The following is a 14,190-nucleotide window of genomic DNA, read 5'->3' as shown; positions in this document are numbered from 1 at the left end:
TTTCTGAATAATAATGCTATATTTGATTACCATCTTACCACTCCCTACCTCCCCACTACAAAGAGCAAACTTCAAGTATCATTTTAGTTATATAGGTTCAAAATAGGAGTATCTTTAATTCTAAAAATAGCTCCAAAATTATAATTATCTTTGCCGTTATGGGTTTAATATCAAATCTGCTTAATTCGGTATAAAAAAATGTTCACTTCACGAGCGCCATTGCCAAATCTTTCTCAATATTCCCCTCCTGGGAGGGGTTAGGGGTGGGTCCCCACCTTCCCACACTGCCCATCTCCTTTTTCAAGTTCCCAATAAAGCACGAGTTTCTGCAGCAGCAGCTTTCATTGCTAATTCTGGAGTACGGGAACCAGTTAAAGCAGCGCTAAGATAACGTTGTAAAATATCTGAAGCTTGAGCATATTGAGCAATGGGAGGACGTAATACAGAATTTTCAACTACTGGAAATAAGTTTGGTAAGTAAGGAAATTCTGCTACTAGAATTTTGTCATTAAAAAGTGATTTTCTCGCCGGAACAAGACCTGTTTCTAAAATAAACTTACGTTGAACTTCTAGTTTGTTGAAGTATTGAATAATTTCCCATGCTTCCTCTGGATGTTTTGTACTTTTAACTATTCCGAACCCCCATCCACCTGAGCAAGCTCCACTTTCTTTTCCTGAAGCATGAACCATTGGTTTAATAGCAAAATTTCCAGCTATTTCTGATTTTGATGCTAATGGATATACATAAGGCCAATTGCGCAGAAAAACTGTCTTACCACTTTGGAATAAACGACGAGCTTCTTCTTCTCCATAAGTAGTTACTCCAGGAGGAGAAATTCCTGCAGTAATAGTTGTGCGTAAAAAGTCTACTGCTTCTATAGCTTCTGGTCGATCTAAACCTACTTCATTTGTTTCTGGGTTAATCCAAAAACCTCCATAACCTTTGAGAATTTCCATAAACATTGCGGATAAACCTTCATATTGTTTACCTTGCCAAATATATCCCCATTCAACTAATCCTTGCTGTTGTAATTCTTGTGATATTTTGATTAGCTCCTCAAAGGTATTGGGAGGTTCAAATCCACCTTTTTTTAATAAGTCCGTGCGATAATAAAGCATACCTCCATTGGAGACTAATGGCATCCAATAAAGTTTATTTTTGTAAGTTCCTCCTTCTATATCTCCTGACACATAAGTTTCTTTTAATTGTTGTTTATCGATTTTTTCTGAAAGGTCTTGTAACCAGTTAGCAGCAGCAAATTTTGGCACCCAAACTGTATCCATATAAGCTAGGTCGTATGGTGAATCTCCTAGTAAAAAAGAGGAAGTATAAAGGTCTTCTACTAAGTTAGTATCATTAGGAGCTTTGACAATTTCTAAGTTAATATTGGGGTGAGTTTTGTTAAAGTCTGTTTGAATTGGTTCTAACTGAGTAGCTGTGACAGCTGACATTAATACTTGGATAGTTACAGGTTTTTCCTGGGTCAGTGCAGGTGAAATTGAGCTATATAAAATACCCAGAAAAATTGCTACAATTAAGATGCTTATTTGGAATTGTTTTTTCAGTCTAATTCTTAGTGATTTTAACCAGCCATGAATTTTTGGTTTTAGTTTTTCTAGAGTAGGGTTGAAAAATTTAATATATTTCATTACTTTGGTAGATTCAAGAATGAACAATGACTTCATCTAATATCTCAACACACAGGCAAATTTTATTCTTTGCCTAGTGAAGCACAATGGGAATATGCTTGTAGAGCAGGAACAACTTACTGTGGTTGAGGCGATCGCCCAATAATTAAGATGTAGTTAGTGGACTGATACACCTTAAATGCTGTATTAGATGGGGAGATGGGGAACCACCCCTAGCCCCTCCCCCTCCCAAGAGGGGAATTTGGGGGGATTGGTAGATCAAGACACCTAGAAACAAAAATCTATTGCACAGTTTTAGATGTGTCAGTCTACTGGACTGTTTCAACTAAAATTTTGCAATAGAAAATGGGGTAATGGGGGGATGGGGTGACGAAAAAAGCTAATACACCATTTTAGATGTATCAGTCCACTACTACGCGAACTAATTAGGATTTGCTGATTAAATCTAAAAGTCTTTACAGATAAAGGTAAGTGCCTTTTTGAGACCTTTAAAAAGTGCCTGGTTTTCAGCTATTGATGCTCATGCGTGTTAATATTTTAGGCGCATAGTTGGGCAGAAAAATCCCAAATTGACAATTGTTACTCCTACCTCCTCGCTCCCGAGCCATTTCTCCTGTCTCGGTCTTTCCCCTCCACGGTCGGGCCCCGCGGGTGGGTTATCTCCTACCCTCACCCATAAGACTTTTGAGGGCAAACCCTAATTACAAGAATCAAATCTTCTTTTTATCCGCATTTTGCTTATTTCTGTGACTAGCAATACGAGCTGCTCCACTATCCACAGGACCACCAGCAATAGGAATCACCTGATACTTGCGCTCTTCTTCTAAATTTTTTAGTTTAGTATAATCAACCCAGTGAATACAATTTACAGGACAAGTGTCGATCGCTTCTTGGATTAATTCTTCAGAGTCGCCATCTTGCTCAAAAACTCGCGCTCGCCCATGATCTGGTTCAATATAAAATGTATTATGGGCAACATGAGCGCAGTGTCTACAACCGATACAGGTAATTTCATCAACGTAAACTCCCTTTTGTCGCAACATTCCACCAAGTTCGGGTTCAAAACCTGAACGTCCGGGAGCATCCCGTAATATTCCACCAAGTTCGGGTTCAAAACCGGAGCGTTCTGTCTCACCTTCTAGGGAGGATGAAGAAAAATCTAACATTTTGTAAAAGTAATAATATTATCTTAAATGTATATAAAATTTAGTAAGTTGGCCTTCGTTAATAGACCCAAAATACGCTACTAATGTTGTAGTTGTATTAGAGTTATTGGGTTTTGCTAATGCTTTTTCTTACGAAATGCTCCGCTTGCACAGCAAAACCCAACTTAAGTTTGAAATCACTTTTCCATAATTTGGAAAGCTGAGTGCTGATCGCTAACTGCTGACTGCTATTTAAGCACTCCAACGTTGAACAACTAGACGTACAGATCCATCCTGATTTTTTTGCTGTTCAGTAACCTGAAATCCTTGTTTAGCAGTTTCATTAACTACAGTATGGAAAGCATAGCGCTGAGTCACCATATTCAGAAACCGATCTACAGACCATGCTTGTTGCCAAAATTGTAGATCGGCGACCAGTTCATATTGATTACCATTCCAGGTAAACCCTAAGTCATACCCATTATTTTGTTCTACAACTACTTCAGCAGTGCTAGTTTGTCCGCGATAACCACGAACTTGGGTTGGACCAGATTTCCAGTCAATACCTAAATCTGTGAGAGCAGACTGCAAAGACTTCAGATTACGAATTTGAGTTTTGATTTGACTAAAGTGTGACATAGTAATTCTAAGAGAAATAAACTGAACTCAACAAGAAAAAAAATTTTAGTAACTGCTAAAAGAAGAAACTTGCGTCCTAGCAGTATCAGACTGATGCTGCTGTTGAGCAAAGTATTCAGAAGTTGACTCTTGAGTTAAGACAATACCTAACTCAGATTCAATTGCAGCAGTTACTTCTGTACAGGATGCACCAACAATGCCAGTAACTTTTTCCTGTACGCGACCATCCGGATGAATGATGAACTCTAAAGTTTCCATGTTCATAGATGAATGATGAACAGTTGTAGGACTATGTACAGATACCAATTTTTTGAAACTGATATCTGCTGAAATTGCTTCTTGATTATTTCAATGACTTGCTTTTAATCTAAATCAATTTTTACTAATTGATAGATAAAGAATCATTTCTTAACAAAAGTTATTATAATCTGAAGCATTACATCAGTTATTTGTTAAGTTTGGCGTATATTTTGGAAACCGTCAAGACAATGGACTCAGGCACGAGGAAATAAGGGATCAAGAAAATAGGCAGGTGAGTAATATAATAAAACTTCAAGCTAAAAGTGCTTGACAAATATCACTCATACTGTTAAAGAAAATATTCTTCTTTGATATTTCTTGTCCAATAAGTATTTTGGAATTTGTCGGTCAAGTATCTCTTGAAAATACAAATGATTTTCTAGGTTAAGCTGATATATATCAGTTTTCATAACCGTTAGAACTGATCGAATAGCTGTTTGTGTAGCAGAACCTAGGAGAACTAACATAAGATTAGTAATTAATCTTATCTCCTAGATAACTAAAGCCTTCTTTGTTCTTCTCTCTTCATTTAGAATAAAGGTTCATTATATGATCTGAAATAATTTTTATGTTTTCTTAGTGAAGATTAGGTTTTAAATTATTTCATTTTCGTTAATTTCTAATAATTGCAAAGAGATTTTTTAGACAATTAATTAAGTCGCTAACGAACTAGGAACTTTAGGTTAAATTACCTCGTCTGTATCTTTTCTGTTGTGAGTTTAATACCCCACCGTCACTTGCGGTGCTTAAAATCGCTTGGGGTTTGTAGGCACAGAGTAGCGTGTCGAAGACCATCCATAAGTAATTTTCCCCTCTGCCTTCTGCCTTCTTCAATGACTTTTTTAACTTTTGATACCAATTGTTTAAACTTTTGACTTTTAACTTCCGTCAAATGATATGACTTCCGCAGTGATGCACCTTAGCAGATAATAAAAGTCTGTCCACTTAAATTAAGTGCTATAAGTGCTATGCAAATCACAACTTCCAATAATCCAATTCATATAGGTGTTTTAGGTTTCGGTGGCCTGGGTCAAGCTGCAGCTAGGGTACTCACTCCCAAACAAGAAATGCTCTTGGTTGCTGCTGCTGACCAAAAAGGTTATGCCTACAGCACTCAAGGATTAAATCCCGACCAATGTATGACCATGTACAATACTCAGGGTTCTTTAGGCCATTTAGAATCTGGTGGCGTTTTAAGTAGTCACAGTATTGAAGAACTAATCAAAGTTGCGGATACTGTAGATGGTTATTTTCTGGCCTTACCAAACTTGCCTAATACTTTTATGGCAAATGTGGCAAAACAATTTATTGCTGCTGGTTGGCGGGGTGTATTAGTGGATGCCATTAAGCGTACCAGTGCCGTCGAACAATTATTAGCCCTCAAAGATGAGTTACAAGCTGCGGGTATTACTTATATGACTGGTTGTGGGGCAACTCCTGGTTTATTAACTGCAGCAGCGGCCATTGCAGCTCAGAGTTATGCTGAAATTCATAGTGTGAATATTACTTTTGGAGTGGGAATTGCGAATTGGGAAGCTTACCGTGCGACAATTCGCGAGGATATTGGCCATTTGCCTGGATATGATGTGGAAAAAGCTAAGACGATGACTGATGCTGAAGTTGAGGCTTTGTTAGAAGAGACCAATGGTCTGTTGAAATTGGAGAATATGGAACACGCTGACGATATTATGTTGGAGTTGGCCGGAATTTGCGATCGCGACCGGGTAAGTGTGGGAGGTATTGTTGATACTCGCAACCCGAAAAAGCCTTTGAGTACTAATGTTCAAGTTACAGGTCGTACTTTTGAGGGCAAAACTTCTACACATACTTTTACATTGGGAGATGAGACAAGCATGGCGGCTAATGTTTGTGGCCCGGCGTTTGGCTATTTGAAAGCTGGAGTTGCTCTACATCAAAGAGGTATTTATGGTTTATTTACTGCTGCGGAAGTTATGCCACAGTTTGTCCGGTAGTTTTAGATAATTCAAAAATCAAAAAATTATCAAAATCATAAGGGTCGCGCAACCTCGCCTTTTAAGGCGAAATATTTTTGGAGCGAGGCTTAAATCCCCTACTTCCCCTCCCCTCCACCGGAGGGGTTAGGGGCAGTGCTAATTCATTGCCTGGGGAGAATATTAATATGAAGTACATTTAATTGTGCAAATATACAAATATCTCCATCTCCCATCCCCCCAAATTCCCCTCCTGGGAGGGGCTAGGGGTGGGTTCCCATCCCCCCATCAATTTTTCGCTCGCGTGACAATAAATAGACCCTGGGGGTTAGGGGTGGGTTGACTTCTGACTTCTGACTTTGTTAAGGGGGCTGAGGAAAAATTCCCCAAAAAAATGTAGGGACGTTCCATGGAACGTTCCTACAAGCGCTTTCAAAAAGGTGTATGTGAGGCTTAATGAGATGTTTTATTAATTGTGGCTCTGACAAAAAGAAGCCCATGGGCAAAGGTAAACCTAAGCCCAAATCAATCAATAAATTTTCGATCAATTATAAACTTACTCAAAAGAATTCTCAACTACAATTTATACAGATGTCAATTAATTTACCCGATATATTCAGAAGTAGATAGGGTTGATGCAAAAATTCCTGTCTGTTCCTAGGTTATTTGAAGAGTAGTCTCTAATTGGCCTTTATTATTTGACTGAATAGGGCGAATACCATTCGACCCTACAGTTAAAGAAATAATTTCTAATTTTATTGCAATTACTTCTTATTTAGTAAAAAAAAGAGACTAATCTATTAAGAAGAATTTGAAGCAAGAAAATTCTGCAAATAACTGGTAAAAATCACCGAAAACTCTCAAAAATCTGGGTCGAGCTAGTGAAATTGTTTGACTCACCAGATTTAATGAATTTTATCAAAACTAATCAGGAGTGTTGATTATGGCAAAAATTGGCATCTTTTATGGTAGCACATCAGGTGTAACTGAAGAAATCGCTGAAGCAGTGCGCGAAAAATTCGGCGAAGAAATTTGTGATATCTATAGTATGGAAGAAGATTACGACGAATATAGTCAACTTCTTGATTATGATTATTTGTTATTGGGTTGTTCGACCTGGGGAGCTGGGGAAGTACAGAATGACTGGCGCGAACCACTTTTTGACATGGATATCGAAAAGCCTGATTTTACAGGAAAAACTATTGCTTTGTTTGGTGCAGCAGATCAAGTTGGTCATGGAAAGCACTTTGCTGGCGCATTGCAACTTATGTGTGACCAATTCGAGAAACTTGGTGCAACTATAGTGGGAGATTTTCCTATTGAGGGTTACAGTTTTGAACATTCTTCAGCAGTGCGTAATGGTAAATTTGTGGGTTTGCCTATTGATGAGGTTAACCAAAGTGAGTTAACTGAAGAGAGAATTACACAGTGGGTAGAAGCATTACGCCCCATTTTTGTAGGCACGGAAAGTGCTGTGTTGATACCTGCTTAGATATTGAAAGTTTGAGTATTATCAGGACTTACGCATAAACACTATATCTGGTAGGGGCGAATGGCATTCGTCCTCTACAGATAGCGTATTATCTACAAGTTTACGTAAGTCCTGTATTATATTAAATCTGGCTAACCTTTTACGCTAAAGTCATTACGAGTTGTTTGAATAAACAGGGCTTACGCAGAAACTCTATATATAGAGAGGGCGAATGCCATTCGCCCCTACAGATGTTGGTTTGACAGTCAATTTGCGTAAGTCCTGATCAATTCCTAAATTTGAGGTATTTTTCGACTTCAGTAATGGCAACTGTTTAGCTGGAAATAGTAACATCTATCGCATCCTGTGAAAAATTGTTTTGTTTGCATCTAAGTTCATCTCCTTTTGGAGTTGGGGAGTATTCCCCAACTTTTTTTGTGAATATTCGTGTCTGGTTAAATGCACATCATCAAAAACAACTTATATCATGTCCGGTAGCATCGGTCTTGTATAGTAAATAGGCAACAGGCAACAGCTCATCTGGCAACAGCTCATCTGGGGGAATAAATTGCCTATCATACAAGACTTTTAGCTATTTGGCCTTTCCTGTAATTTGTAAATATACCAGCGCTCATTGCTATAAATATCGGTTGCCTTGTTCGTCATACCAATACAACCATTCTCTGGTAATTCTTTGAAATGTTCCTACTTCTGTACCAATACCCAGACCTATTTCTGGCATCCACAGTGGGTTTTCTTTTTGCAACTCATATTTCCCTTTTGCATTGAGACAGTAAAGAGTCAATTTAGGTTTTCGTACCCGTAGGGGAGCGTAAATTACATAGTACAACACTCCGTACTGAGCATATTTTCTTTTTTTCTCTTTATATTCACCTCCTGGAGTTTTCGATACTACTTCTAATGCAAATAAAGGAATTACCCCATTTTCTTCCCAGGTGACATAACTCAAGCGCAAGTTTTCATGTTTAACGCGCTCCACTCCCAGACATAAAAAACCATCTGGTGCAATAGCTTTTTCGTCTGGAGAATAATACCACTCCATATCGATACCAAAAAACCAATCGTTACGGTTTGCTCAAATGTACGCCAGAATTGATTTTAATAAGTGAGCAATTAAGTCTTGTACTTCGCTATCCACTGGTTTACCGAAAAATTGGGTTTAAAGCCTCGCCCATAAGCGGGCGACTTTTTATTTGCAAGTAAATTGAATATATGCTACAGTACTAACAGTTGCCGGGGGGCACGCCTCCTCCGGAGGAGCTACGCTAACGGAAACTCTAAACGGACGTGGAGGCAAGCATAAGACTACTGTCAAAGTAGCAGCAGCCTAAGAAGCGTCAACCCGCCGAAGAGCTACGGCTCAGTAGGAATCTCCGTGCCTTTAGGCCGGAGAGGATGTCAACGTCTTGATATGGTAATTCTTCCATGGTGGGAAGACGCCTTTGGGTTTGAGAATCTGATGTTAGCATTGTATTGTTTGTCTGTTTTCATTAATGGATAAGGACTTACGCATAACGGTCATAGTAGGGGCGAATGCCATTCGCCCTCTTACCGAATAATTAATAATTAATAATTAAATAATTCGCGCCTTGAAGCCTCTCCTTTTAAGGGGAAAAAAGCGGTCTCCGGATGGCGTTCGCGTAGCGTCCCGGAGGGAACGGTCTCCTCGCCATATCCATGAGACCAAGAGAAGAAATAATATTTCCTTATATTAAATCAAGAACGGTTTTAACCAGAGGTAATTATCAATTATCAATTAATGAAGGATAGCGTATTGTCTAAGAATTTGCGTAAGTCCTGTTGATGCTTGAACTTAGGTTCTATTACATTAGCTTAAATGTCGAAGGTCAAAATTTAATATTTTGTAGGTTGGGTTGACAAAGGGAACTCAACAATAAGCTTGTATTTTAGCTAGTTTAGCATAAGCGATCGCTCTGTGAGTTTCTCACATTTAATACTATTTATGAATAGTGAGGGCGAATGCCATTCGCCCCTACATACCACACTTCCCACACTTAATGTTCTACTGCTCCTAATGCTGTGAGGCTTGCTTTTTGGATATCGCTTAATCCTTTGACTCCCCTAATGTTTGCGTTTTCATAAAGTCTGGGTACTCTCAGGGTTTTGATGCACTCTCCTGTTTTGACATTCCAGAGTTTAATTGTTTCGTCGGCGCTACTACTGGCAAGAATTTCGCCGTTGGGGTGGAATGCTACTCCCAATACCCAACTCTGATGTCCGCTAAAGGTGGCATAGGGTTCGTGGGTGTTGACATCCCACAAACGCACGGTGTTGTTTTCTCCTCCATTTGCTAATAGTTGACCGTCTGGACTGAAAGCAATTGAATAAGTCCATGCTTGTTGACCTTCAAAAATAGCTATGCATTCCTGGGTGCTAAAATCCCACAAGCGGACTGTTCTGTCAAGGCTGCTAGTTGCTAATAGCTTACCATCAGGACTGAAGATAACTAACTGTATCTCTCCTTTATGTCCTCGAAAACTGGTTAAATTTTCATTGGTATCGACATCCCACGATTCAACAATAGGCTCAACTCCACCGACAGCTATTTTCTTACCATCGGGACTGAGGGTAATTGCAAGAACTTTTGATTTGTAGTTGCTGGGTAAAGTTTTCAGGTGCTGCTTCGTCTCGACATTCCACAATCTTACAAAGCAAGCCTCTCCACCACTAATCAATAAGCTACTGTCAGGAGTAAAAGCAATAGAATGTACTAGGTCTGTATGTCCGCTCAAAGTTGCTAAATATTCGCTGGTAATCACATTCCATAACCTAACTGTAAAATCGAAACTTCCACTAGCTACAGTTTTACCATCAGGGCTAAAAGCAACTGATTGCACACGTTCCTTATGTTGTTGGAAAGTTGCCACTACTTTCCCCTCTTTTATATTCCAAAGTCTCACAGCATAGTCATCGCTACCACTAGCTAAAGTTTTACCATCAGGACTAAAAGCAATCGAGCGAATCCAATTTCCCCAACCTCCTAAGGTATTTTGGAGATGTCTATTATCAATATTCCACAAATTTACTTTTTTATCGCTAGCACTACTGGCTAAAATCTTTTGATCAGGACTAAAAGCTACCTGATACAACCAAGAGGTATGTCCTTGCAAAGTCTTCAGTAGTTGTGGGCGATCGCTATAGCTAACATCCCACAATTTTACAGTTAAATCGCCACTTCCACTGGCAAGCATTTTTCCATCTACGGAAAAAGCTAGCCCTCTAATGTCATTATCATGTGCAGGAATAGTAGCAGTCAGGGAAATATTTTTGATATCTCTAATATCCCAAAGTTTAATGGTAAAGTCAAAACCACCACCACTTGCTAAGACTTTACCATCTGGTCTAAAAGCAACAGTGCGGACTGCTTCTTGGTGTCCTGATAAAGTTGCTAAACATTCACCATTATTTACACTCCATAGCTTGATATTTCTATCTTTGCTAGCAGTTGCTAAAATTTCCCCACTTGGACTAAACACGATTTTGTGTATCCAACTTGTGTGCCCTTGTAAGGTGGCTAGATATTTGCCATTGTTGAGATTCCATAATTGGATTGTGCCATCTATACCACAAGTAGCTAAGAGTTGCATATTTTGATTCAAGGCAGTAGCTTCTAGGAGTTGAGAATCTATGAGTAAACTTCTCAAACATTTACTGCTCGCCAAATGCCAAAACTTTACTGTTCTATCAGAACTAGCACTAACTAGAGTTTGACCGTCCGCAGTAAATTTCATGGTTCTTACTATATGGGTATGACCTTCCCAAGTCAAAAGTTTTTTACCATCCGCAACTTGCCACAAATGAATTTTGCCAGATTCATCCCCTGTTGCCAAGAGTTTACTATCGGGAGTAAACGCTAAAGATCTGGCTGTACTCATAGACTCCATAAAAATAGAATCAGCCAAATTTGCCTCAGCAAAATTAACACCCTGCAAACTAGCACCAGAAAAGTCAGCACCCCAAATAATAGACCGACTGAGATGACAACCCTCCAAACCAAACTTATCAGTCATCACCAACAAAGTCGCCGCATTCCCCCCAACATAACCAACCTCTGCCTCAGTTTTTCCCCTGGTCCCCTCCACAACTTCCCGCAACCTACCACAAACATTCTGCTTTTCCTCCTTCCCTTCCCCTAGACGCAACATCGGCAATAACAAATCCAAAACCGCCTTTGTCAATGGCATTTTTCCCAAAGTCGAACGTAAATTTTCCAGACATTCGCGAGAAAAAGTCTTCAGAGGAGGAATAGAAATAACCCCTCCCTTAGCATCCACCTCCCGACGGAAATATTCAGACCAAGTACAATTTTCACCCATTGCCTCCAAATTAACATGAGACTGCATCCGCGCCACCTCCACAAAATCATCAACCAATACTCCCAACTCCGCAGCAAACTTATAAGCAACAAAAAATTCCAACATGGAACGATGAGCAGGAGAATAGTCGCCATCCTCATTTCTAATCAATATTGTCTGACCCATCATGTCATAATGCCAATGATCCAAATCTCTTTGTTCCTGCACCCTTGACTCAAATAAACGCCGAATGCGGTCAGGAAATTCCCGATAATTCAGACTCATCTTGTCATTAGATAACATTTCCCAGGAAAGTTCGCAGAGAAAATAAAGCTTATCTGCAAGAGAAGTAAAAGTCCGCTCTTCCTTAATATCCCCTTGCATTTTATGTGTAACCGCATACAAATATATCCGCGCCAAGTCGATCGCTTTCCCTTTCTCTATCTCTGGCAACGCTGCCAAAATTAACTCACTCATCACCGGGCGTCGCGCTAAGTCTAAAAGTTGGGAATTATTCATCACCTTTTCTACCGTAGAAGGTTCAGTATTGAAAGAAAGTACCTGACGAATTTGCTCATCATTAAATTTTTTCAAATCCAAAACTTCAAATTGTGGCGGTTCCCCAGTCAGGTTAGCAACGGAAGCTTGTAACTCAGCATTCAACAGAGCGCGACCTTCCTGTGCTTCAGGAAAATGTTCGGTGCGACAAGTGAGAATAACCTTCGCCCCCGGTACAACTGTTTGAGCTAACTCCCAAAAATTATTAATCATCTTTTGTCGGTCAACCCTCGCTGCCATCTCGTCAAAACCATCAAAAATTACCAACAATTTACCCATACGGTTGAGTAATTCAAAAGCAGAATAACCGGGTAGAGGAATTTCATGTTGTCGGAAAAAGAACTCGGAAAATAGAGATTCCATATTAACAGCTTTAGCATAGTCCCGCAGCAAAATAATTATCGGCAAACGCGGGCGTTCCACACCTCGTTTTTTAGCATCCAAATATTTTTGTAACTGCTGCCAAGCATAATGAAAAACAAACCAAGTCTTGCCAGTACCAAACTCCCCCAAAACCGAGAGATGCTTTTTCACGGGGTCATCGAGCCATTTATCAATGTAACCATCTATCCAACCGTCCGCTTCCTCGTAGTCACTCACCCCTATTTTTTGTTTCGTATCGGGGTCAACTTCCTCCTTCCGACAAGCAAGAGGTACATATTTTTTATCAATACCCCGCTGTTTCACTTGTTTTTCCAGCCATTGAAAATAACGCTCAAAGTCAGCTTCCTGGTCTAAAAGTTCGTCAAAAGTGTAGCAGAACAGATTTTGATTTTCCTCCTTTTCAACCCCATGGCGAGCCGCCTTACTAATACGACGCACTGCCACCAACCAACCCTCATCAGTTTTTTCCTTTGCCACCGACTGACGCAAAGCATTGAGGTCGCAAGTTGCCGCCTCCCCTTCCACACCTCTGACCAGAATGCGGTCATACCCCCGACGCGTCTTAACCTTAACTATCCACTCAAAAAATCTTTTGCCGTGAATTTTATCTACAACGTTATAGTTTTCTGCAAATCGATAACCCAGAATTTTAAACCATTCCTTCATCTGTTGAAGTAGGGGAAATTTGTCGCGATCGCTCTGTTTTTGGAGTTCTGTTTCTACAACTCCACGAAAATTTTTGCAGGTAATTTTTTGCCCGAATAAATCTCCCAATATTTTCCATAAATTAGCTGCTTCCTGTCGAATATATCCCTCAGCAAAATTAGTTTTTATCGCAATTTCTCCATATTTTTCATTCTCCCAAGCTAGACAAAAAATATTCTTTTGTAAATCGCTTAAAGTTTTTCCTTTCTGATTAAAATATTGATTATTGACAAAATCAAAAGCTGTTTCTGGATTCATAATATTTTGAAAATAGTTTCTTAATTTTGCAACTATTGTTCATTATAAATTATGGAAAAAATCAAATGTCGCCTTACTCTCAAACTCCTAACTTTTTCTAACTTTTTTTCAAATAATTGAAGGAAGAAGGAAGAAGGAAGAAGAATATCAAATTTGTCGAGGGTCATACAATGGGTAAGGGCGTTAGCGGAGCTTTGCGCTAGCAAATGCCATTCCCCCCTACAGTTCATAACATTTTCTAACCATTGAAGAGCAGGAAAAAGCTACATTATAAATATCAAAGGAAGAATATCAAATTCGTCGAGGGTCATACAATGGGTAAGGGCGTTAGCGGAGCTTTGCGCTAGCAAATGCCATTCCCCCCTACAGTTCAGAACATTTTCTCACCATTTAATAGTAGGAAAAAGCTACATTATAAATATCAAAGGAAGAATATCAAATTCGTCGGGGGTCATACAATGGGTAAGGGCGAATGCCATTCGCCCCTACATTTCATCACATTTTCTAACCATTTAATAGTAGGAAAAAGTCATACAATGGGTAAGGGCGAATGCCATTCCCCCCTACAGTTCAGAACATTTTCTCACCATTTAATAGTAGGAAAAAGCTACATTATAAATATCAAAGGAAGAATATCAAATTCGTCGGGGGTCATACAATGGGTAAGGGCGTTAGCGGAGCTTTGCGCTAGCAAATGCCATTCCCCCCTACAGTTCAGAACATTTTCTCACCATTTAATAGTAGGAAAAAGCTACATTATAAATATCAAAGGAAGAATATCAAATTCGTCG

General features: G+C 39.4%; 8 protein-coding genes and 1 pseudogene. 2 read left to right on the top strand and 7 right to left on the bottom strand.

The features are described 5' to 3' along the window. Positions 1 to 300: 300 nt before the first annotated feature. The 4 genes from F6K15_RS04450 to F6K15_RS04435 form a co-directional block, all read right to left on the bottom strand. Entirely contained in the window at positions 301 to 1,650 is a 1,350-nt protein-coding gene (locus F6K15_RS04450) for an ABC transporter substrate-binding protein (protein WP_293057571.1), read from the bottom strand. Positions 1,651 to 2,360: 710 nt separating this feature from the next. Further along, positions 2,361 to 2,816, bottom strand: a complete 456-nt coding sequence (locus tag F6K15_RS04445; protein WP_293057569.1) for a ferredoxin — start codon at positions 2,814 to 2,816, stop codon at positions 2,361 to 2,363. A gap of 231 nt (positions 2,817 to 3,047) precedes the next feature. Next, positions 3,048 to 3,434, bottom strand: coding sequence for a DUF1257 domain-containing protein (locus tag F6K15_RS04440; RefSeq protein WP_293057566.1), 387 nt, complete (start codon positions 3,432 to 3,434; stop codon positions 3,048 to 3,050). Between the two features lie 45 nt (positions 3,435 to 3,479). Then, a complete protein-coding gene (locus F6K15_RS04435; RefSeq protein WP_293058200.1) occupies positions 3,480 to 3,692 on the bottom strand; it encodes a DUF2997 domain-containing protein in 213 nt (70 codons plus the stop codon). Between the two features lie 1,010 nt (positions 3,693 to 4,702). On the opposite strand from F6K15_RS04435, the gene F6K15_RS04430 reads away from it, so the two are divergent. After that, positions 4,703 to 5,707 carry a saccharopine dehydrogenase-like oxidoreductase gene (locus F6K15_RS04430; RefSeq protein ID WP_293057563.1) on the top strand — a complete coding sequence of 335 codons (1,005 nt, stop codon included), beginning with the start codon at positions 4,703 to 4,705 and terminating at the stop codon, positions 5,705 to 5,707. A gap of 922 nt (positions 5,708 to 6,629) precedes the next feature. Beyond that, positions 6,630 to 7,178 carry a flavodoxin gene (locus F6K15_RS04425; RefSeq protein ID WP_293057560.1) on the top strand — a complete coding sequence of 183 codons (549 nt, stop codon included), beginning with the start codon at positions 6,630 to 6,632 and terminating at the stop codon, positions 7,176 to 7,178. 192 nt (positions 7,179 to 7,370) lie between these two features. Here the strand turns inward: F6K15_RS04425 and F6K15_RS04420 are convergent, their stop codons facing one another. From F6K15_RS04420 to F6K15_RS04410, 3 genes and pseudogenes are all read right to left on the bottom strand, one after another. Further along, a complete protein-coding gene (locus F6K15_RS04420) occupies positions 7,371 to 7,511 on the bottom strand; it encodes a hypothetical protein (RefSeq protein WP_293057558.1) in 141 nt (46 codons plus the stop codon). A 283-nt stretch (positions 7,512 to 7,794) separates the two neighbouring features. Next, positions 7,795 to 8,229: pseudogene (locus tag F6K15_RS04415) on the bottom strand (Uma2 family endonuclease); the annotation flags it as partial. A 964-nt stretch (positions 8,230 to 9,193) separates the two neighbouring features. Further along, complete coding sequence (locus F6K15_RS04410; RefSeq protein WP_293057556.1) at positions 9,194 to 13,399, bottom strand: NACHT domain-containing protein; 4,206 nt, start codon at positions 13,397 to 13,399, stop codon at positions 9,194 to 9,196. Positions 13,400 to 14,190: the final 791 nt, after the last annotated feature.

It is taken from the genome of Okeania sp. SIO2B3, assembly GCF_010672525.1.
Taxonomy (GTDB): domain Bacteria; phylum Cyanobacteriota; class Cyanobacteriia; order Cyanobacteriales; family Microcoleaceae; genus Okeania.
Note: the sequence above shows the minus strand (reverse complement) of the source record. Positions and strands in the feature narration are given on the sequence as shown.

Coding starts and splice junctions, on each gene's coding strand:
- F6K15_RS04450 (WP_293057571.1), bottom strand. CDS start 1,650: ATGAAATATATTAAATTTTTCAACCCTACTCTAGAAAAACTAAAACCA.
- F6K15_RS04445 (WP_293057569.1), bottom strand. CDS start 2,816: ATGTTAGATTTTTCTTCATCCTCCCTAGAAGGTGAGACAGAACGCTCC.
- F6K15_RS04440 (WP_293057566.1), bottom strand. CDS start 3,434: ATGTCACACTTTAGTCAAATCAAAACTCAAATTCGTAATCTGAAGTCT.
- F6K15_RS04435 (WP_293058200.1), bottom strand. CDS start 3,692: ATGGAAACTTTAGAGTTCATCATTCATCCGGATGGTCGCGTACAGGAA.
- F6K15_RS04430 (WP_293057563.1), top strand. CDS start 4,703: ATGCAAATCACAACTTCCAATAATCCAATTCATATAGGTGTTTTAGGT.
- F6K15_RS04425 (WP_293057560.1), top strand. CDS start 6,630: ATGGCAAAAATTGGCATCTTTTATGGTAGCACATCAGGTGTAACTGAA.
- F6K15_RS04420 (WP_293057558.1), bottom strand. CDS start 7,511: ATGTTACTATTTCCAGCTAAACAGTTGCCATTACTGAAGTCGAAAAAT.
- F6K15_RS04410 (WP_293057556.1), bottom strand. CDS start 13,399: ATGAATCCAGAAACAGCTTTTGATTTTGTCAATAATCAATATTTTAAT.